The organism is Pseudomonas sp. B21-019, from assembly GCF_024749225.1.
Lineage (GTDB): Bacteria > Pseudomonadota > Gammaproteobacteria > Pseudomonadales > Pseudomonadaceae > Aquipseudomonas.
The window spans coordinates 6,198,774-6,219,713 of sequence record NZ_CP087193.1; the positions used below are offsets into that span (position 1 = coordinate 6,198,774).

Sequence of the window (20,940 nt, forward strand, 5' to 3'; positions counted from 1 at the left end):
CGGTAGTCATCCGTTACGCCCGCAGTCGAAGGCGTTGCAGCAAAGACGAAGTGGCGCCCAGGGCGTCACGCAATTGGGCGGCGGTGATGGTGCGCTTGGCCGCATCGAAAGCCAGCGCCGTTCGCAGGGCTGGCCAGCAGTGTTTGGGTAGATTTCGAGGTGCGTGCAGCTCACGGTCGAGGTGGCCGTCGCGGGCCTCGGTCGACGGCAAGCGGCGGAACGGGTGTTTGCCGCCCGCCAATTCATAGAGCACGCAGGCCACGCCGTACACGTCCGCGCTGGCCGAGAGTGGCTGGCCTTCAAGCAGTTCGGGGGCGGCGTAGCCGGGGGTCCAGGCGTTGAAGCGGTCGCGGCTCAGGTGCGGCAGGCCGGGCAAGATGCCCTCTTCGGCCTGGCCGAGGCCGTAGTCGAACAGACGCACGCCCTCTTCGCTGAGCATCACGTTGCTCGGCTTCAGGTCGCCGTGCAGCACGCCGCGAGCGTGGGTGTAGGCCAGCGCATCAAGCAGCGGCAGCGCGATGTCGCGCAGTTCTTTCCACGGCAGGCCCAGGGGCCGCTCGCAGAGTAATTTGTCCAGGGTCAGCCCACGCATGAGTTCCATGGTGATGAAGGCCCGCTGGCAGTCGGTGTCCACTTCGAAGGTGTGCAAACGCAGCACGTTGTTGTGGCGCAGTCGTCGGGTCAGGGTGAACTCGCTGTAGAGCAAAGCACTGGCGTCCGGCGATTCGGCAAATTCTTCGCTGAGGATTTTCAGCGCAATGTAGGGGTCGGGATCGCCGAACTGTTCGCGCAGCAGATCCCGTGCACGGTAAACCGCGCCCATGCCACCGGCACCGAGCAGGCGCTCGATGCGGTAACGGCCCGCAAGCACGTCGGGCATTTCGCCGATGCTGGCCTTGGTTGGCGCCAGCGCGGGCTCGGCCTTGTGCGGCTTGTCGTTCAGAGACTTGGCGAAAGCGAAGTAAGTCAGGTTATTGGCTTCTTCCTCGGTCACCAGCAGGTCGTCGATCGGTGGCATGAATTCAGTCATTGGCGGATCACCACGGCAGTCAGGTTATCCCGGGCCGAGCCACGCAGAGCGCCGTCGAACAGACGCTCCAGCGCAACGTGCGGTGCGGTCAGGCTCAGGGCGTTGCCCAGGGCATCGCTAGTCAGCCCTTGATACAAACCGTCGCTGCACAACAGAAACGCATCGCCGGGATAGACCTCGAGTTCCAACACATCCAGCGTCAGTTGCTCGGCAGCGCCGACCGCACGGGTCAGCGCATGAGCGGCAGGATGTGCGCGAGCGTCTTTGACGCTCATGTTCTGTTCGTCGATCAGTTGCTGTTGCAGCGAATGGTCCTTGGACAGCTGATACAAACGCTGGCCGCGCCACAGGTAGCAACGGCTGTCACCGGCCCAGATGCAGGCCGCGCGATTGCCTTCCACCAGCAGCGCCACCACGGTGCTGCCCATGATGCTGTCGTGACGCCCGGCGGTGACGGTCAACTCCTGACCCAAGCGGCGGTTGAGCCAGTGCAGACACTGGCGAATACCTTTGAGTCGTTCGTCGAAGTCATCCTGCACCGGCAATTCCGCCAGGCTGGCGACGATCAACTGGCTGGCGATGTCGCCACCCTGATGACCGCCCATGCCGTCCGCGACCACCCACAGCCCCTGCTGTGGACAGTCGAGAAAGGCATCTTCGTTGCGCGCCCGAACCTTGCCCGGATCGGTACGCGCAGCGCTGCGCCAGGGGCTGGCAACCAGCATCAGAGCTGCACCGGCATACGGAAGGTACGCAGCACGCCCATGTCGAACGGGTTCGGCGTGCGCTGGCTCGACAGCAAGTAGTTGGCGCGCAGGCCACCCACGTCTGCCTTGAGCACCAGCACGTCGCGACCGGTCAGGTACTCGGTCTGCATCAGGTCGAACAGACGGAACAGCGACCATGGGCCGGTGTTCTTCTCGATACCGATCGGGCGGCCAGCCATTTTGTCGAGGACCAGGCTGGTGCGACCGTCTTCAGCGTCGGTCGGCCATTTGAACGACACCGGCACGATCGGGCCGTGGCGGTATTCGATGGTCTTGTCGCCAAACTTGAACTCGGAACGGCTGACCGCCGGGTCGAGGGTGTACGGCTCCAGTTTGAACTGCACTTGCGGCTCGGCCGGGTTGATGGCGAAGAAGCTCTGGCGGATCACTTGTGCCGCGGCCATCTGGTCGAGGTAGACCTTGGAGATCGGCATGCTGTGACCGTCGATGCTGCGCAGGCGGTAGTTGCCTGGATCGCCACTGACGAATGGACGCATGTAGGTATCAAAGAACCGATCGGCGATGCCCTGGGCCTTGAAGAACTCGCGGAAGTCGCTGATCGCAACGTCGCTGGTGCTGTGGGCGCTGAACGGGTAACGCTTGTTGATCGCTTTGCCGTAGAAGCTGTACAGCTCACTCTGATAACGCTGGTTCAGGTACTGGTAGGAATCGTTGAGCACCAGACGCCAGGTGTCTTCGGCCAGCACGTTGAACCACACACTCACCGGACGCGGCAGACGGTTCGACGCATTGCGCAGGTTGCTCAGCGCATCACGCTGGCCGCTCATGCGGGTCTTGGCCATTTCGAACGCGGCCTGCTCTGGCGAACTGGCGCGGGCCAGGCTTGCCATTTGCATTTGCAGGTCGTTGAGTGCTTGCAGGGCCGGAGTCAAATCAGCGGCCGGGCCGTTGTTGTCATCCAGCAAGCGGTGCAGCGGTTCGAAGCGACGTTGCAGGGATTTCTTCGCGGTGTCCGGCAGGTTTTTGGTCGCGGCCATGTCAGACGCCGCGTCCGCTGCGGCCGACGCCAGTTTGCCCAACTTGCCGAGCTTGCCCTTCTGCTCGCCCAGTTTTGCAGCGGCATCGGCCGCCTCATCAACCGGTTCGGCTTCCGCCGGAAAGCGGGTGTTCTCGCGCACTTCCACCAGCAGTTGCAGCACCGGGGAATTGGCCGACGTCAGGCCCGCCAGTTGCTCGGCACCCTCACTGAAATCGCTGATCGCGGGCAGTGCCACCTGGCCGACCGCCTCGCTCCAGAAGTTGGCGTAGTCGCGGAAGTACAGTTGCTCCAGTTCGACCATCAGGCGACGCAAGTCCATGCCGCTGATGCCCGAGCCTTCGCCCAGCACCCAGTTGTCACGCAGGATATCGGTGACCAGCGCAGCGCCCTGGACCGAGAAATACTGCTGATAGCCTTGCTGGGTGTAGAACCCCGGAATCACGTAATCGGTGCCGACAAACAACGAACCCTGCGGGCCGATGTGTTGGCTCAGGCGGTATTCCGGCAGGTTGCGGGCCTGCTCGCGCAGCATCCGGTAAACCACGTTGGCCAGCGACTCGCTGCGCAGTACCTGACGCGCCTGCGCCACCAGTTGTTCGTTGAGCGGGTAGATAAACGGCTGCTTGAGCAAACGCTCGAAGTGGGCGTTCAAACCGTTCTGCACCGCAGTGTTGCCGGCGTAGCGCAGGGACCAGTCAGTGGCGACCCAATCCTTGAGCCATGCCGCATCGCGGCGATCTTTCATGTTCAGCATCAGGTACGCGCGCAGGCTGTTGAGCAGGCGTTCGCGGTCCTTCATGTTGGCGCGGATCTGCCCTTCCAGCAGCGTCGCAACCCGTGGCAGCAGTTGCGCTTCGAGCTCACGCTCGTAGGCGCTCTTGACCACCGGATTGGCATCTTCGCCCTGATACAGGCCGCCGCGTTCGTGGTACGACACGTCACCCTTGTTCGGGAACACCTGAGTCGCCGCGTAGCTGGTGTCGAGAGTCTTGAGCACCGCCATCGAATCATCGCGCGCAGTCAGGGCCGAGCGTTGCTGGTTCCAGGTTTGCGCCAGGGAGCGCAGGTTTTCCAGACGCTCATAGTTGGCCGAGAAACCGCCCGCCCAGAGCATGCCGAACAGCGCCAATGCCGCCAGTGCGCCCACGTACAGAGCACGTTGACCCCAATGGATGCGGCTGCGCTCGCGCTTGTCCAGACCGGCCAGGTCGGCCTCGGGGAAAATCACCCGGCTGAGCAAATGGTGAATGAACCGCGAACGGCCGCTGCGCAGGGTTGGCAGCATGCCGGCGCTCATGCCCAGGTTGGCGCCGATACTGGCGGTGGTCTGGTCCATCTGTTGAGTCAGGTGCGGTGCGCTGGTCAGGTAGAAACCACGCAACTGGCTGACACGCTGGTAGCGGTTGCCGGTGAACGCCAGGTCGACGAACAGGCACAGGCGCTCGCCGATCTGCCCCAGTTGATGCGGGAAGTCGAGGATGCGGCCACGGCGCTGGGTGTCGCGCTCCTGGTGCATGCGCATGATCACCTGGCTGTTGAGGCGACGCAGCAGCTCTTCGAACTCGGCGCGCAGCACGGCCACATCGGTGCCGCTCTGCTCTTTGCGGAAGCTGGTGCCGAGGACCTGATCGCTTTCTTCGCGGGTCAGTTGATCGAAGAACTCGTCGAAACCGAGCAGGCGATCGGCCTTGCTCAACACCAGATAAATCGGCACATCGACGTGCAGTTTCTGATGCACGTCTTGCAGGCGCGCACGCACCTGGCGGGCCAGGGTTTCGAGGTCCTGCTCGCTGCCGCCCAGCAGGGTTTCCACCGGAATGGTCACCAGCACGCCGTTCAACGGGCGGTTGCGGCGACGCTTACGCAGCAGGTCGAGCAAGGTGCTCCAGGCACTGCCATCGACTTCGGCATCCGGCTGGGTCAGGTAACGCCCGGCGGTGTCGATCAGCACGCCGTGGTCGGCGAAGTACCAGTCGCAATGCCGCGTGCCGAGGGTGTCGCGGGTGAGTTTGCGGTCGATCTTGTTGATCGGAAACTCAAGGCCCGAGAAGTCCAGCAGGCTGGTCTTGCCGCTGCCCTGCGGGCCGATCAGCAAGTACCACGGCAAATCACTGCGCCAGCGTTCACTGCGGCCGCGATACAGGCTCGACGTCTTCAGGGTTTTCAGGGCGTCCTTGAAACGCACCTTCAACTCTTTCTCTTCTTCGTCGATCAGCTCTTCACGGCGAATGCGGTCCTGGCCGTCTTCGGTGGCTTCCACAGCCTTTTTGCGCACACCGGCGCGCCAGCTGACGAAGACCATGGTCAGGCCCCAGATCAGGAACAGCACACTGATGGTCAGCAAACGGGAGGTCGAACCTTCCCAGAATTTGTAGTCATTGACCGCCAGCAGCGGCCCGACGAACCACACCAGCAGCGCAACGAACAGCACCAGCAACAGGGTCCATACCCAGGTCTGGCGCAGGAACGCGCCGACTTTCTTGAAAAACTTTTTCATCACACGTCCCTGTTTACGGCTTCGACTGCGGCTGAGCCGTGGCCGGATCAAGCTGCTGATAAGGTTGCAGAACGGTTTCGCGTTGTTCACCCAGCACCCAGGCAAAGCCCGAATACATCACCACCAGGCACACCACGGTGAACAGCACCACCATCCACGCCGGCACAATGCGCACCAGGCTGCGACGCTGATCGTTCAAGCCTTCCCAGTGCGGCGACAACTCGCGAGGCACGTCGCCGCGCAGTTGGCGAATCTGCCGATACAGGGCGTCGCGGATGCCTTCGAGTTCGAGCATGCCGCGCGCTTGCACCCGGTACTTGCCTTCGAAACCGAGGGACAGGCACAGGTACATCAGCTCCAGCATCGGCAGGTGCTTGACCGGGTTTTTCGACAGGCGATCCAGCAGTTGGAAGAACTTCTCGCCACCGAAGGTTTCGTTGTGGAAGCTGCTGAGCAGGCTCATCTGCGACCACTCGCTTTCGTTGCCCCACGGCGTGGTGACGACGGCTTCGTCGACCACGGTGCAGAGCACGTAACGGGCGGCCATCACCTGGCTGCTTTCAGCACCGTTGTGCAGCGCCCGCACTTCAAACAGTTTCAGCCCGGCAGTCAGCCGCTCGTTGAGCGCGTACAGGTCTTCGCGGGTGTCGCTGTGCTTGAGCCGCACCACTTCCGACAGCAGTTCGGACGCCGCCGCCACCAGCGAATTGAGGCTGATGTTGAACGCTTCGGCCGGGCGCAGGCGCGCGGCATAGATCATCCGTTCTTCCAACTGTTCAAAACGCGGTGGTGCCGCGAAGTCAGTCAGCGGACTCGAGGCCGGGCCGTGGCCCTGGCGGTCGAGCAGGACGGTTTTGTCGTCCTGGGTGTGTTCCATGTCCTTGATCATGTCGGTCAGTTCCTGATGGCCCAGAATTTCAGTTCAAGCTCGGCGAATTCGCCGGACACGTGGAACGCGAAGCCGCCGGAGCGTTCGAGTTGCGCCAGGTCTTCGGAACTGAGTTCGAGGATGAAATAGGTTTTGTTGGAGTGGAACGCGATCTGCCGTGGGGCCACCGGCAACGGTTTGACCTTGATGCCCGGCAGGTGCAGGTTGACCAGTTGGCGGATGCGCTCCACCGGGCCGACCTTGAGGTGCGCCGGCAGGCGATGGCGCAGTTCTTCGGAGTCGCAGTTGGCACTGGCTGCGAGCACGAACGAAGCCGAGCCCAGCAGTTTGTGGTCGTGCAACGGCGACACGATGATCCCGTACTGACGCGCTTGCAGAATCAGCTCGATGGCGTGCTGTTCGAGCACCATCGACAGCACCTGACGAATCGCTTCCATCAGTTTGCGAAAGCTCGCGCCCTGATCGCTGTGCTGGTAACGGCTGTCCAGACGCGGGCGTTTGCTGTCGCTGGAAAACGTCGCCAGATCGCCGAGCATGGTCAGCAGCGTGCGGTACAACTCTTCCGGGTGAACCTGCTCCAGGCCGAGGTAATGGCGCAGCAACAGTTCGGTGCGGTTGATCAGTTGCAGCATCATGAAGTCGCCGACTTCCGCGCCACCGACCTTGCCGTTGGAGCGGATCCGGTCGGCGATGGTGTCGCCCCGGTGGCCGAGCATGCTGATCACTTCTTTGAGGCACGACAGCAGGTAGCTGGACGAGTGCGCCTGAATGTAGGTCGGCACGAAATCCGGGTCGAGGCTGATCACGCCGTCAGGCGTGGTGTCGAGCACTTCGCAGATCTTCAGTTTCACGTAGGCCTGGTCGCTCTGCTGCTCGCCGAGCAATAGCTTGAAGTCCGGACGGGCGCAACTGACCTGGCTGGCGGAGTCGTCGCCGGCATTGGAGTCGGCGACTTCCGCTTCATACGCGGTGTAGCGCGCCAGCACGTCGGATTGCTCCGGGCGGCGGGCTTCGATGTGGTTACCGGTCACCAGCGGCAGCGCCAGATAGATCGGCGTGTTGCCGGTGTTCGGCGGCACGTCCAGGGCCAGCGGCTCGGTGTTGCCGCCCAGTTCGAACAGGCTGCCATCCGGCAGAATCCCCGAGGCCTGGCTGATCACCAGTTTGCCCATGTTGAGGAACTGCAAGTCGATTTCCAGGTTGAGGAAGCCCCAGGTGTAGCTGCCCAGCAACTGGGTGCGGGTCTTCATCTGGTGGTCGTAGTAACGATCGTTGTGCTGGAAGTGCTGCGGACGCAACAGCATGCCTTCCTGCCAAATGACTTTATGGGCATTCATGTTCAGTCATCCGCCTTGGCGAGCGTTTCATGGGTGTTGCGGATGCCGGCCTGATCGAGGGTCAGGTCAGCCGCGGTGACTTGCACCGGAGTGATTTGCACGGTGTAGCGCCACTTGGTTTCCGGCAGGTCGCGGTAGGCGGCGAGCACGCCAACGTAACGGCTGCCCTCTTCCACGCTGAGCTTGAGCTCGACGGTTTCGCCTGGGCGCAGTTCCAGTTCTTCGCTGGCCACCAAGTCCGGGGCCAGGGATTCCTTGGCGCGTTCGTAGAGGCTGAAGAAATCAGCGTTCTCGAAGGCCACCGGGTGCTTGAGCTCGAACAGGCGTACGACGATCGGCGACGGACGACCGTTGAGGTCCGGGTTCAATTGATCGCTGGCGGTCAGCTTCAGGTTGAGCTTGGTCACGGTGGAATACGGCGACAGCGACGAGCAACCGGCCAGCAGCACCAAAGCAGCGAACGCAGTCAGCATCTTGAAAAAAGCGGTGGAACAGCGAGACATGCGCATCATCCTTGGTGGTCGGTGTGTAGGGTGGAAATCAGGCGGATCTGTTCTTCGTAGGCCTGGGCGAAGTCGCGGGCCAACAGACGTTCGCTCCATTCATCGTCCTGACGCAGGGCCTGGTGATAACGCCCATAAGCTCTCCAGCGACTGCCGGAGGTGGCGAGCAATGGCTTGTTGTCTCGCTCGAAACGCAGGGTCAGCTGTTGTGGCGAGAAGTGCTCAAGAGTGCCGCGAACGGCGGCGCGGCTGGCGGTCAGCAAGGCCACCTGATGCGCCTGCAAATCGCGGAACGCACGGGAGATCGCTTGCTCGGCCGGCAATTGGCCCGGCTTGTTGCCCTGCAACAGAATGCCCAACGCTTCACCGGCATCGACGGCGAATTTCAACGGGTTCTTTTGGCTGCCTTGCACGGTGGTCTGGGCCAGGCGCAGTTCGTTTTTCAGCTCGCTGCGGGTGCGCAGGCTCTGCTGCAAACCGCCGACGCTCTGCTTGAGCAGGCGTGCGGCGTTCAGGGCCAGGGCTTCGCGGGCGTCGTGGTCGAGGCCTTTGAGGTCCACGCCCAACGCCGCGCCGAAGTGCTCCCAGAAACCTTCGCTCTGACGCTCAACCGCTTTTGGCGGCGGGGCTGGCGCTGGCTCTGCCGGGGCGGCGATCAGCTCCGGCACCATCAGGCTTTCCATGTCGATGCGCGCGTAGTCGGCGCGCTGACGGGTGTCCTCGATCACCGTGCTCGGGGAAATCAGCTCCTCGATTTCCGAGTACACGCGTTCTTGCTGGTCGAGGGCATTGAGCGGGTCAAGGTCGAGGAATGCGTCGTCCGGGATGATGCTGCCCGCGGCCTGCGGACGGCCGACTTCGACGTCGAACGTCGCCGGGTCGCGCACCAGTCGCGCGCGAATCTCGAAGTCACCCAGCACATACACGCTGCCGTGTTCGATGCGCATCGGCTCGCCCTTGCGCAGGCGTGCGCCGCTTTCGCTGTCCTGGATACCGTTGCTGCTGGTATCGGTCAGGAAAAACATGCCCTCGCGGTAGCTGATCACCGCGTGGTGGTTGGACAGGTGACGCTTGCGGTCGGGGATGATCCAGTCGCAGTCCTCGCCCCGGCCGATCACGCCACCGGCCTGTTTGAAGGTCTTCTGGCACAAATCCGTGGGCACGAACTGCTTGGTGTTCAGCATTTCGAAAACCAGTTCCATGATGATGCTCCTTGCGGTCACTTGCCGCGATTGACCGCCTGCGGATCACCCAACGGGCGATAGGTGTTGTCGTTGTATTTGTAATTGCCGCTACAGCCGCCGAGGCCGCATAGAACGACGAGGGTCAGCAGGACGGCTTGCCAGTGACGAACAGGCATCAGAGGGTCTCCAGAGGTAGACAAAGCACAAAGCGCCGACCCTTTCGGGTGGCGCTATCAGAAGCGAATGAGTTTGATTGGGAGGCTCTAATCCAAGGCTTAGAGCAGATCCCCTGTGGCGAGGGGGCTTGCCCCCGTTGGGTCGCAAAGCGGCCCCAAAACCGGCCATCCTGTTTATTCAGGCAAACCACATTTACCGGACTACGACTGCTTCGCAGCCGAACGGGGGCAAGCCCCCTCGCCACAGAAAGCCTGCTCACCACAGGAAGTCCACTCGCCACAGAAATTTGTTTTGGGTTAACCATCGAAGTCACCCAAATTGATATTCAGCCGCCCGAGGCGGTACAGCAGCGTGCGCCGTGGCAGCCCGAGTTCGCGGGCGGCGAGGGTCTGGTTGCCGTCGTTTTTGCGCAGGCAGTCGAGCAGCAGACTGCGTTCGACCTGCTCCAGGCGTTCGCGCAGGTTCAGGCTGCTGTCTTCCGGCATGGCTTCCATGCGCAGGGAAAAATGCTCGGCTAGCAACTCGCCGCCCTCGCACAGCAGTACTGCGCGCTCGACCAAACCCTTGAGTTCGCGAACGTTGCCGGGGAAGGCATAACCGGACAGGTGATCCAGCGCCGCGTCGGACCAACGCACCGCATCGCGCTGCAGAAACGCGCAAGCCTTGTCGGCGAAGTGCCGCGCCAGGTCGAGGATGTCGCCTTCGCGTTGACGCAGGGCCGGCAGTTCGATCGGGAATTGCGCGAGGCGGTAGTACAAGTCCTCGCGGAACTTGCCTTCGCTGACCAGCACCGACAAATCGCGGTGCGTTGCGGCGATGATCCGCACGTCGATCTTGTGGGTGTCGTTGGAACCCAACGGGCGGATCTCGCCCTCCTGCAATACCCGCAGTAACTTGGCTTGCAGGGACAGCGGCATGTCGCCGATTTCATCGAGCAACAAGGTGCCGCCGTTGGCCGCGTCGAACAGTCCCGCACGGTCGCGATCGGCACCGGTGAAGGCGCCCTTGCGGTAGCCGAACAGCTCGCTTTCCAGCAGGTTCTCGGGGAACGCTGCGCAGTTCTGCACGATGAACGCCTGGGACCGGCGCGGGCCGCAATCGTGAATCGCCCGCGCGACCACTTCCTTGCCGGTGCCGGTCTCACCGCGCAGCAGCACGGTGTAGGGGCTGTGCAGGACTTTGCTGATCAACGAGTAGGTCTGGCGCATCGCCACGCTCTTGCCGATCAGGCCATAACCGCTGGCGCTCGGGACGTTGAGTAGCGCCGGGCGTGTATCACCGGTCGGCTGACGCAAACGTTGCAGCAAGTGCAACTGACCGAGCACGAACGAGCCCAGTTGACCGAGGGAATCGGCAAACCCTTGCAGGTCGATCTGGCGGCGACTGGCGCACAGCAGCAAACCTTCGACAGCCTTCTGCTGATTGACCAGCGGCACGCACAGCAGCGACTGCCAGGGCGTGGCCTGGGGTGGCAGGAAACTGGTTTCGTGCAGGCTGCCGCTCAGCTCGCTGAGGCACACCACGCGGTTCTGGCACAGGGCGAATTGCAGCAGTTGTTCACCGTTGTAATCCGCCGGCAGGCTCGCCCCTTCCCGGGGTTGCAGAACGCCGTTCAGGCACTCGGCGTTCATCCCCAGGCAAGTGTGGGTCGCATCCAGCAGGTACAACTGCGTCAGCTCGCAACCGCTGAGCTCGGCCAGGCCGCGCACGAAGTCACCCAGCAGCACAGCGCTGTCCGCCGCCCGCGACAGGCTGGCGAACTGCGCCAGCAAGGCTTCGGCATAGACCAGCGGTTGCGGCACTTGAGTGAACATCACACCCACCTCAGGCGAACTCGCACGTCACGCTGGCATTGCCGTCGAGCGTCGCATGCACGCGCTTGAGGCTTTCACCGGTGGCCATCGCATCGAGCAAACGGTCGGCCACCAGCGGCAGCACATGCAGGTCGAGCAAGTGGTCGATCAGGCGTGCGCCGCTGTCGCTTTGAGTGCAGCGTTCGGCCAGGTGATCGACGAGGTCCTGGGAGTAAGTGAAATCCAGCTGACGGCGGTTCAGGCGCTCGCCCAGACGACCGAGTTTGATTTCGATCAGCTCGCGCAGCACCGGGCCGCCCACCGGGTAGTAAGGCACCACGCGCATGCGCGCCAGCAACGCCGGTTTGAAGTGTTTGCTGAGCACCGGGCGTATGGTTTCTTCGAGGACTTCGGCGGTCGGCCGCGCGCCGTCTTCGCAGAGTTCGCTGATGCGGTCGCTGCCCAGGTTCGAGGTCATCAGGATCAGCGTGTTGCGGAAATCGATCTCGCGCCCTTCCCCGTCGTTGGCCACGCCTTTGTCGAAGATTTGGTAGAACAGGTTGAGCACGTCCGGGTCGGCTTTTTCGACTTCATCAAGCAACACCACCGAGTACGGTTTCTGCCGCACGGCTTCGGTGAGCATGCCGCCCTCGCCGTAACCGACGTAGCCCGGCGGCGCACCGATCAGACGCGACACGGTGTGCTTCTCCTGGAACTCGGACATGTTGATGGTGGTGATGAAACGATCACCGCCGTACAACAAATCAGCGAGGGCCAGCGCGGTTTCGGTCTTGCCGACGCCGCTCGGGCCGACCAGCAGGAATACACCGACCGGGGCATCAGGCTTGTTCAGGCCAGCGGCAGTGGCGCGCATCGAACGGTCCAGCGCATGAACCGCTTGCTCCTGACCACGAATACGCGTGCGCAGGTCGGTGGCGAAGCTTGCGACCTTGGCGTTGTGTTCGCGAGCCAGTTGCGCCAATGGCACACCGGTCCAGGCGCTGATCACTTCGGCCACCAGACGCGGGCAGACTTCGAAGCTCACCAGGCGTTCTTTGACCTGAAGCTCGGTCAGCGCTTTGTGAGTTTCGTTGAGCGCGGTTTCCAGGGTTTCAACGCTTTGCCCTTCGTCCACCGGCAACGTTTCGATCACGGTGCCTTCGGCGTCTTCCTCGACCGTGATGGTCGGTTCGACAGCGGCGGTCTCACGGGCCTTGGCCAGTTGCTGACGCAGGTCCAGCAGGCGCTCGGCCAGTTCTTTCTGCTCGGTCCACAGCGTTTCGAGGGCGACCTTTTCGTCTTCGGCATCGGCCAGGCGATCTTCCAGAGCGTCCAACGCTTCGTGATCGATCAGCAGACCGGCTTCGGCGTCACGACGCAGGGCCTGACGCTGACGGCCACCTTCGGCCAGTTCGCCACGCAGGCGTTCCAGGCTTTCCGGGGCGGCGGCGAGGCTGATGCGCACCCGGGCGCAGGCGGTGTCGAGCACGTCGACCGCCTTGTCCGGCAGCTGACGACCCGCCAGGTAACGGGCGGACAACTCAGCCGCGGCAACCACCGCGTCATCGCGCAGGTAGATGCCGTGGCTCTTCTCGTAGACCTGAGCCAGGCCACGCAGAATGGTCACCGCTTCGCTGACGGTCGGTTCGTGCAGTTGCACCGGTTGGAAACGACGGGCCAGGGCCGGGTCTTTCTCGAAGTATTTTTTGTACTCCGCCCAGGTGGTGGCGGCGATGGTGCGCAACTCGCCACGGGCCAGGGCTGGTTTCAACAGGTTGGCCGCGTCAGAACCGCCGGCGTTGCCACCCGCGCCGATCAGGGTATGGGCTTCGTCGATGAACAGGATGATTGGCTTCGGCGAGGCTTTGACTTCGTCGATCACGCCTTTGAGGCGACGTTCGAACTCGCCTTTGACGCTGGCGCCGGCCTGCAACAGGCCCATGTCCAGCGACAGCAGCTCAACGCCTTTCAAGACTTGCGGCACTTCACCGGCGGCGATGCGCGAGGCCAGTCCTTCGACGATGGCGGTTTTACCGACGCCCGCTTCACCCACCACAATCGGGTTGTTCTTGCGGCGACGAGCGAGGATGTCGACCATCTGACGGATCGCGCCATCGCGGCACAGCACCGGGTCGAGTTTGCCGTCGCGAGCCTGCTGGGTCAGGTTGTGGGTGAAGCGCTCCAGCAGTGATTCGCCGGGCACCGCCGGTTTGCCGGTGGCCGGTTGTTCTTTCTGCGACAGGGCGAATTCTTTCAGACGCTCGATGTTCAGCTTGGCCAGCAACGACTGATAACGGCTGCCGGCATAGCGCATCGGGTTGCGCAGCAATGCGAGGATCAACGCGGCCTGCTCGACCTGGCTCTGGCCCAGTTCGAGGTTGGCCACCAGCAAGGCGTCCTGCAGCCACTGCACCAGTTCCGGGGCGAACACCGGGTTGCGCGAGGCGCTGTGCTCGACCCGCGATTGCAGCGCGGCGCTCAGCTCGCCAGCGTCCACTTCGGCATCCTGCAACGCCCGGGCGAGCAGGCCTTGCGGACGCTCCAGCAGGCCCAGTAGCAAGTCTTCGACGAGGATCTTGCTGCCGCCACGGGCGACGCAGCGTTCGGCAGAACTTTCCAGGTCACGACGGGTTTCGGCGTCCAGCGCCTGGATAAGTTGTTGCAGGTCTACGTTGATCATGTGTCATCTGTCCTTAATGAATTTTGCTGCCCAGGGTCACCACGCCGTCCGCTTTTTCGCGGCCGAGCCAACTGGTCCATCCCAGGCGACAGGCGTTCTGCTCACCGATGCGAAGTTCGCGGATTTCTTCCTGGCGCAGCACCAGGCGAATGTCGTAATCGAGCGGGTCACGCAGGGTGAACCGCACCAGCGCGCACAGCGGCTGGTAGCCGAAACCGATCGGCAGGAATTCGTGGAAGCGTTGCCAGTCGAGCTCGCGGATGTGAATGCGGAATTTGCCGCTGCGGTCGCGCACGTGTTCGCCCAGCACCAGGTCTTCGCCGAGCATGCTGTTGCCGCGACCGAGGCGATTGCGCTGCTCGTCGAGGATTTCGACGCGGCGCTCGATGCACTGCTCGATGGTCAGCTCGGCGTGCTTGAAGTAGTAGCGCAGCACCGCTTCGATCAACGCCGCCGAGTGCGCCCGCAAGCTGAGCAGGCCGAGGTACGGCAGCAGGCGTTTCCAGTTCAGTTCCTGGGCCTTGCGGATCTCTTCGCCGCCGAGGCCGATCAGGGCAAACAGCTGCGCCGAAAACGGGTCGAGCGCGCCACTCTGGAAACTCGCGCGGTAGCGATACTTTCGCCAGATCGGCAGCATCAGCCGTTGCAGGCGATGGTGAAACAGGTCGAGAAAGTTACGGGTCGGGTTGCCGTCTTCGCTGTCACCCAGCGCCTGTTCGCCGTAAAACGCAGGCAACGGCGAACCGGAGCCGACCAGGCCGATCAGGTTGAAACGCAGACGCGCGCGCCTCATCCCGTGTTCTTCGAAAAACTCCACGCGATCGACGTCGCTGCCAGGGAAACCCAGGCTCGGGTTGGCCTGGAATTCCAGCTGGTCGTACAGGTCGTCTTCGCTCAGGTGCGGGTGTGCATCGCGCAGCCGGTCAATCACCAGCAGCACGGCCTGAAACAGCGAGTACTCGCGTATTACCCGGGTCAGCCCGCTTAAAGCAGGGGCTGCAGGCCCATACGTGGTGTCCATTGGTACACCTCTCCCTGTGTGCTTTTTACCCGCAGCTCGTGGTACGAATTGAGACTGGCGTAAAGCGCGAAAAACTCGTTAAGAACCGAAGCGAACACGAACAGGTCGCCCTCGCCGATATACCCTTCCGGATCGATGGTCAGCTCGGTGCGCAACCCGCGAACCGGCAACCCTCGGTGCAATCTGTCGACATGCTGGTGCTTGATCGACTTGAGCCCGCCCAGCAGGCGTTTGCTGACTTTTTCCGCATGCTGGTCGTAGTAGCGCGGCAGGTCGTAGGTTTCGAGAATCACCTTCAACGCGTTGACGTCGGCCAGCGACAGATAGTTGAGCGACATGTTGCTGATCAGCTTCCAGAGGAAGTCGCGGTTCAGCGGCGGCGCGAAACTCGAGGTAGCCGGGGTGATGTTGCGGAAGCTCAAAAACTCCGGCGTCTCTTCACAGGCCATGCGGATGTCGCCGAGCTTGAGCTTGCGCGGCAGGTTCTGGTTGGTGCACATCAGCTCGATCGACAGGGTTTCGTGGGCTTCGGTATGGCGGATGCCGAAGCTCAAGTAGGTGTCGAGGCCGTCGTGCAGCAACGACGAACGCTGGCGGATGCTGTAATGCGGACGGCTGTTGGGCACGTCGAAACTCGGGTCGTGCTCGAAGGATTCGAATGGCACGTACTCTTGATAACCGAGGCCGCCGGGCTTCCAGCCAGTCACGGTTTCCACCGAAAACACACCGCAGTTTTCCAGGTCGTATTCGGCCGGCAACAGCAGGTATTCGTCCTGTTTGCCGTCGAGGCGAATCGGCAGTGCATCGTGCTCGAACAGGTTGACGATCGGCGTGCAATAGAGCTTCACGTTGTCCAGGGTCGGACGCATCCGCATGATGCCGCTCTTGCGAATATCGAAGCGCAATTCAAGGCCGCGCATTTGCTTGAGGGTGTCTTCCGGCAATGCCTTGAGCAGGTCCAGACCGTTGATATCAACGAACAGGAATTTGTCCTGGAAAGCGAAATACTCCTGCAGGTAGCGATAGCCGCGGAAGGTGTTCAGCGGATACGGGATCAACGCTTCCTCTTCGGCAAAACCCACCGGCTGCACACGGTCGCCGGGCATCTTGAACGCCATCGGTTGACCGCTTACGCCGTTGATGGGCTTGCCGGCGCCGTCCAGCGGGATCAGCTCGATGCCTTCGAGGTTGCGCAACAGGCTCAGGTAAAGCATCTGGCTGATGTAACGCTCACCGGCAAAGTGCAGGCGCAGACGACTCAGCTCCAACTCGCCGAGGTGACCATCCGCGCTCATCTCCAGGCGCAGGCTCAACAGCGAACCGTCACCCTTCACCGAGTAATTCAGCGCAGCCAGATCCAGCGGCAGCACCTCGGTCGGGTAGCACGTACGGAAACGGCAGCGCACATCATCGACCGGCACACTCTCGACCGGCGTATCACGCTCAACCCTCAACGCCGGCCCGGAACGCTTCAACGGATCGAACTGCAAAATGCTGAACGCCGGCAGCGGCCGCATGTAGTTCGGCCACAGCAACTGCATCAGCGAGTGGCTGAGCTCCGGCAACTCGTCGTCGAGCTTTTGGCGCAGACGACCGGTCAGAAAGGCAAAGCCCTCCAGCAACCGCTCCACATCCGGATCCCGCCCGGCCTGACCAAGGAAAGGCGCCAACGCCGGGCTACGCTCGGCGAAACGACGACCTAACTGGCGAAGTGCGGTGAGTTCGCTTTGGTAGTAGTGGTTAAAGGACATGGGTTACCTGTCTGGTAGTGGAACTCATGAAAAAAACGTCCTGTAGAGCGCGACTGTCAGCCCTGAAACCACGTACCCCACGAGGAGCCACAGAGCTGTGAGAAGCAACCGGCGGCGACCTGAACTGATCATGCGATCACCTCCTGAATAGGATTCACAGGTACTGCCTGCCGCATCAGAGCGCGCCTTTCCAAACGCAACTCAATGACCTGCGTTACCAGAATCGCCAGCAATGTCACTCCGCCCTGGGCCACGGTGTAGAAGAGCGCGCGAAGGGGGTTGTCCGGCACCATGGTGTACAGAATGAAACTGACCATCAGCGCCAGGATGCCAAGCTTGACCCACAGGTTCGGGATCAACGCGACCACCAGATTCACCCCGAAAAAAATGTAAATGAACGTGTAGTGAGCGATACCGATACCCACTCCACGTGTGGTAAATCCGCCGTTGAACGCTTTATAGGCAATGACAACTGCGTCGTTCAGGAAAGCGTACGCAACGCATCCAGCGACGTGGAAAGCCAGGCACATGGCAACGCGAACGTAGATGTTCATGCTGGACTCAAATTCGCATAGTAGGATCCGGTGAGCTCCATCAGGACGACGGTCATTAACACTACGAACGTCAGCACGCGATGCAGCAGCGACTCTCGGAATCCACGACGAAGCCCGGTCAGAATCAGCACAAGACTCAGCAATGCCAGAGCGCCAAACAAATTGCTGTCGGCTACAACGGCCAGGTAGCCTTCTATTTCACCGCTCACTAGCATGTCTGTCATTTTTCCAAGTGCATGTAAGGTGTATTAATGATAAATGCATTCAGCCAGTGCCATTCCCACTAGGGTATGACCATATAAAAATCAGACACTGGAGTGCGTCAAATAATAGACACCTATCACAAACATGACTGGAACAGCCATAACACAAATAAAATTCAATACCTTGTGAAGCCTTTTTTCCCTAACGCTTGGTATAAGCCCGGCAACACCAACAAAAAAACAAAAAAACGCCAGCACGCCGAAATAGTCATTATCTACCATACCGGCAAAGTAACCTTCCATAGTCATTCCTTATTAAACCCCATAAAATTCCAGCGGTATAATTCAAAGTACTTAAGAAAATCCTCACCAACAGAGCCTTTCGTCAGATTATGGTAAGTCCAGCCCGTCCCTGACTTAATGAAGTATCCTTTTTGTACCGGAAGCCCTACATATCCTCCACTTTGGGGATCAGCCATATCTTTCCCCTTAAGCTTCTCAAGCCATGTAAAAGGCCAGATAATTGCTGCGTCTGTATTTCCCTGGCGTATATCAATTCGTGAGTCAGTCACAGCCACAGCCATCTGTATGTGATGGGCAGTATTATTCGTTATCGGACGATCAAGTGCCTGCGCAAGGATGTCGCCCGGCATCAAATCCTCCAAGGAGGCTACTGCTACAGTATTGACCCCCGTTTTTTGCATCTCACGGGCGCCGTAAGTCAGCATCACCATTTCAGCGAAACCGTACTTATTCGACCCATATCGATCATGAGCGGACGGACTATAATTTTCCATGTTTCTATAAGCCCTTACGCCAGTAACCAGCTTAACTGGAAGCCCGCGCTTACTAGAAAACTCTACTAAGATCATGATTGCAAAATCTTCGCAGGTAAATCTATAGTTACTTACCGCGCCATTTTTATCCCAATACTGCTCATTGATCAGTCTTTCCGCAATCAATGGTGCTTCGTCGTGATAAGCAGCAATATCTGCATCCGTCCAGAAAGCAGTCGTTTTCCAGAATACTTTATAGGTAACTTTTTTCCCGACGGGATCTGACTTTGGAGTTAACGCAATTGACCGCGCCATCAAGGTAGACAAAATTTCGGCACTCATACCGACGCTCCATCAATTGCGGCGTGAAAGTCAAAAGTTTCACCTTCTTCCCCCCCTACCAACTGGGTTCTGCCCATTGCATCACTTTGCCCGGAGATAACTTCGCCTTTGGCGGTTGTAATCTGATAAGGAATATCCTGAAGTGGATTTCCATCCTGATCTTCCATCACAACATGCTGACAATGGGAAAACAGCATCAATGGAACCGGCGGAATAAACGGAACCGGCGTGTGAGAGTTCCCGATAATCACCGTCGAAGACCCGGCCGTAACTTTATTGCCATGAGCGCCAACGGAGCCCACGGTCGCCGCCGGTTTACCGTTAATCAAAACAGTCGTTGCAAGATCGCCAACCATCGCACCACCACACGCCGAGGCATCGCCTTGGCGGGCGGCCGCGAGGCCGTCGAAGAACACGTCGCCGGAACCGGCGGCGATCGGGTTGGTGCCGTGGCCGGGGAGCGGGCAAGCGGTGGGGTCGGATACGCGTGCTGCGGGTTTGCCGGACATCGGAGTCTCCTTAATTGACCTTTACTTGACCGCTGCCATCCAGGCGCGCGGCGAAACTGACCTGGCGCTTGAAACCATCAACTTCCAGCAGGCCTTCGATGCTGAAGGACAGGCGAAGCTGATCGTTGTCACGCGGCAGGGAGATGACACGCACGTTGCTCAGGCGCGGTTCGTAGGCTTCGATGAAGCTTTCGATGGCCCGGCGGGCCTGACTCAGGGAGTCGTGCAGGCTCAGGCGCATGTCATTGAGATCGGGTAGCCCGTAATCGGACAGCGTTTGCACGCTGCCCGCACGGGTGCTGAGCATCTTGGCCAGATGGGCAGCCACCGACGCCATGGCGGAAACCTCGCGGCTCCAGCCGACGCGTTTGTCCGCGTCGCCACCCAAGCGTTCGAAAAGGCTGCCGTATCCAGTCATGAGTCGCTCCGTTTACTCTTTGTCCAGCTTGCCAACCAGCGACAGGGTGAAATCAGCACCCATGTACTTGAAGTGCGGGCGCACGTTCAGGCTGACGCGGTACCAGCCCGGCTCGCCTTCAACATCGCTGACGATGATTTGGGCTGCGCGCAGTGGACGACGGCCACGAACTTCGGCGCTCGGGTTTTCCTGGTCGGCCACGTACTGGCGGATCCACTTGTTGAGTTCCAGCTCGAGGTCGGTACGTTCTTTCCACGAACCGAGTTGCTCGCGCTGCAGCACTTTCAAGTAGTGAGCCAGGCGGTTGACGATCATCATGTACGGCAGTTGGGTGCCGAGCTTGTAGTTCAGCTCTGCAGCCTTGCCTTCTGCGCTGATGCCGAAGAACTTCGGCTTCTGCACCGAGCTTGCGGAGAAGAACGCTGCGTTGTCGGAGCCTTTGCGCATGGTCAGGGAGATGAAACCTTCCTCGGCCAGTTCGTATTCACGACGGTCGCTAACCAGTACTTCAGTAGGAATCTTGGTTTCGATTTCGCCCATGCTTTCGAAGTGGTGCAACGGCAGGTCTTCAACCGCGCCACCGCTTTGCGGGCCGATGATGTTCGGGCACCAGCGGAATTTGGCGAAGCTGTCGGTCAGCTTGGTGCCGAACGCGTAGGCCGTGTTGCCCCACAGGTAGTGCTCGTGGCTGTTGGCGACGGTTTCTTTGTACACGAACGATTTGACCGGGTTTTCTTCCGGGTCGTACGGGTTACGCAGCAGGAAGCGCGGCACGGTCAGGCCAACGTAACGGGAGTCTTCCGACTGACGGAAGCTCTGCCATTTGGCGAACTGCGGGCCTTCGAAGTGATCCTTCAGATCTTTCAGGTCCGGCAGGCCGGTGAAGCTTTCCAGGCCGAAGAATTTCGGGCCGGCGGCAGCAATAAACGGCGCGTGGGACATGCAGGCTACGCTGGACACGTACTGCATCAGTTTCACGTCCGGCGAGCTTGGGGACATGTAGTAGTTGGCGATGATCGCGCCAACCGGCTGACCACCGAACTGGCCGTATTCAGCGGTGTAGATGTGCTTGTACAGGCCCGACTGCATCACTTCCGGCGAATCTTCGAAGTCATCCAGCAGGTCGTCCTTGGAGACGTTGAGGATTTCGATCTTGATGTTTTCGCGGAAGTTGGTGCGGTCGACCAGCAACTGCAGGCCACGCCACGACGATTCCAGGGACTGGAAATCCGGGTGGTGCAGGATTTCGTCCATCTGACGGCTGAGCTTGGCATCGATCTCGGCGATCATGCGGTCGACCATGGCCTTCTTGACCGGCTCACCGTTGTTCTGCGGCTTGAGCAGCTCTTCGATGAACGCCGACACACCGCGCTTGGCGATGTCGTAGGCTTCGTCATCCGGGGTCAGGCGGGTTTCGGCGATGATGCTGTCGAGAATGCTGTATTCGCCGTTCTCGTTGCTCTTTTGCTGTGCTGCGCTAGTGCTCATTGTGTTGGCTTCCTTGGCTGA

The 20,940-nt window shown here is 60.7% G+C and carries 19 protein-coding genes; all 19 read right to left on the reverse strand.

The annotated features are described in order from the left end of the window. Positions 1–13: 13 nt before the first annotated feature. Positions 14–1,030, reverse strand: coding sequence for a serine/threonine-protein kinase (locus tag LOY36_RS27990; protein ID WP_258671648.1), 1,017 nt, complete (start codon positions 1,028–1,030; stop codon positions 14–16). Then, complete coding sequence (locus tag LOY36_RS27995; protein WP_258671649.1) at positions 1,027–1,755, reverse strand: PP2C family serine/threonine-protein phosphatase; 729 nt, start codon at positions 1,753–1,755, stop codon at positions 1,027–1,029. Before LOY36_RS27995 ends, LOY36_RS27990 begins: the two co-directional genes overlap by 4 nt. Further along, positions 1,755–5,294, reverse strand: coding sequence for a type VI secretion system membrane subunit TssM (tssM, locus tag LOY36_RS28000; protein ID WP_258671650.1), 3,540 nt, complete (start codon positions 5,292–5,294; stop codon positions 1,755–1,757). Before tssM ends, LOY36_RS27995 begins: the two co-directional genes overlap by 1 nt. A gap of 13 nt (positions 5,295–5,307) precedes the next feature. Beyond that, positions 5,308–6,183, reverse strand: a complete 876-nt coding sequence (gene icmH / locus LOY36_RS28005) for a type IVB secretion system protein IcmH/DotU (protein ID WP_018927447.1) — start codon at positions 6,181–6,183, stop codon at positions 5,308–5,310. A 5-nt stretch (positions 6,184–6,188) separates the two neighbouring features. Then, entirely contained in the window at positions 6,189–7,520 is a 1,332-nt protein-coding gene (gene tssK / locus LOY36_RS28010; RefSeq protein ID WP_258671652.1) for a type VI secretion system baseplate subunit TssK, read from the reverse strand. Positions 7,521–7,522: 2 nt separating this feature from the next. Beyond that, complete coding sequence (gene tssJ / locus LOY36_RS28015; protein ID WP_018927445.1) at positions 7,523–8,023, reverse strand: type VI secretion system lipoprotein TssJ; 501 nt, start codon at positions 8,021–8,023, stop codon at positions 7,523–7,525. Between the two features lie 5 nt (positions 8,024–8,028). After that, a complete protein-coding gene (tagH, locus tag LOY36_RS28020) occupies positions 8,029–9,225 on the reverse strand; it encodes a type VI secretion system-associated FHA domain protein TagH (RefSeq protein WP_258671653.1) in 1,197 nt (398 codons plus the stop codon). A gap of 17 nt (positions 9,226–9,242) precedes the next feature. After that, on the reverse strand, positions 9,243–9,383 hold the full coding sequence (locus LOY36_RS28025) for a hypothetical protein (RefSeq protein ID WP_007894589.1): 141 nt from the start codon (positions 9,381–9,383) through the stop codon (positions 9,243–9,245). 297 nt (positions 9,384–9,680) lie between these two features. Beyond that, positions 9,681–11,198, reverse strand: coding sequence for a sigma-54-dependent Fis family transcriptional regulator (locus LOY36_RS28030; protein ID WP_258671654.1), 1,518 nt, complete (start codon positions 11,196–11,198; stop codon positions 9,681–9,683). A 10-nt stretch (positions 11,199–11,208) separates the two neighbouring features. After that, positions 11,209–13,857: a type VI secretion system ATPase TssH gene (gene tssH, locus LOY36_RS28035; RefSeq protein WP_258671655.1), complete on the reverse strand. Its 2,649-nt coding sequence runs from the start codon at positions 13,855–13,857 to the stop codon at positions 11,209–11,211. Between the two features lie 13 nt (positions 13,858–13,870). Further along, positions 13,871–14,878, reverse strand: a complete 1,008-nt coding sequence (gene tssG / locus LOY36_RS28040) for a type VI secretion system baseplate subunit TssG (protein ID WP_018927440.1) — start codon at positions 14,876–14,878, stop codon at positions 13,871–13,873. Next, the gene (gene tssF / locus LOY36_RS28045) at positions 14,842–16,629 is read right to left on the reverse strand and encodes a type VI secretion system baseplate subunit TssF (RefSeq protein WP_019650073.1); all 1,788 of its coding nucleotides are present in this window, start codon (positions 16,627–16,629) and stop codon (positions 14,842–14,844) included. Before tssF ends, tssG begins: the two co-directional genes overlap by 37 nt. Positions 16,630–16,757: 128 nt before the next feature. Continuing rightward, entirely contained in the window at positions 16,758–17,183 is a 426-nt protein-coding gene (locus tag LOY36_RS28050; protein WP_258671656.1) for a hypothetical protein, read from the reverse strand. Then, positions 17,180–17,392 carry a hypothetical protein gene (locus LOY36_RS28055; protein ID WP_408981098.1) on the reverse strand — a complete coding sequence of 71 codons (213 nt, stop codon included), beginning with the start codon at positions 17,390–17,392 and terminating at the stop codon, positions 17,180–17,182. Before LOY36_RS28055 ends, LOY36_RS28050 begins: the two co-directional genes overlap by 4 nt. 96 nt (positions 17,393–17,488) lie before the next feature. After that, the gene (locus tag LOY36_RS28060) at positions 17,489–17,689 is read right to left on the reverse strand and encodes a hypothetical protein (RefSeq protein ID WP_258671657.1); all 201 of its coding nucleotides are present in this window, start codon (positions 17,687–17,689) and stop codon (positions 17,489–17,491) included. Positions 17,690–17,691: 2 nt separating this feature from the next. After that, positions 17,692–18,504, reverse strand: coding sequence for a hypothetical protein (locus tag LOY36_RS28065; RefSeq protein WP_258671659.1), 813 nt, complete (start codon positions 18,502–18,504; stop codon positions 17,692–17,694). Beyond that, positions 18,501–19,013: a PAAR domain-containing protein gene (locus LOY36_RS28070; RefSeq protein ID WP_064621122.1), complete on the reverse strand. Its 513-nt coding sequence runs from the start codon at positions 19,011–19,013 to the stop codon at positions 18,501–18,503. Before LOY36_RS28070 ends, LOY36_RS28065 begins: the two co-directional genes overlap by 4 nt. A 10-nt stretch (positions 19,014–19,023) precedes the next feature. Then, on the reverse strand, positions 19,024–19,431 hold the full coding sequence (tssE, locus tag LOY36_RS28075; RefSeq protein WP_018927433.1) for a type VI secretion system baseplate subunit TssE: 408 nt from the start codon (positions 19,429–19,431) through the stop codon (positions 19,024–19,026). 12 nt (positions 19,432–19,443) lie between these two features. Next, complete coding sequence (gene tssC / locus LOY36_RS28080) at positions 19,444–20,919, reverse strand: type VI secretion system contractile sheath large subunit (RefSeq protein ID WP_019580436.1); 1,476 nt, start codon at positions 20,917–20,919, stop codon at positions 19,444–19,446. Between the last annotated feature and the right edge of the window lie 21 nt (positions 20,920–20,940).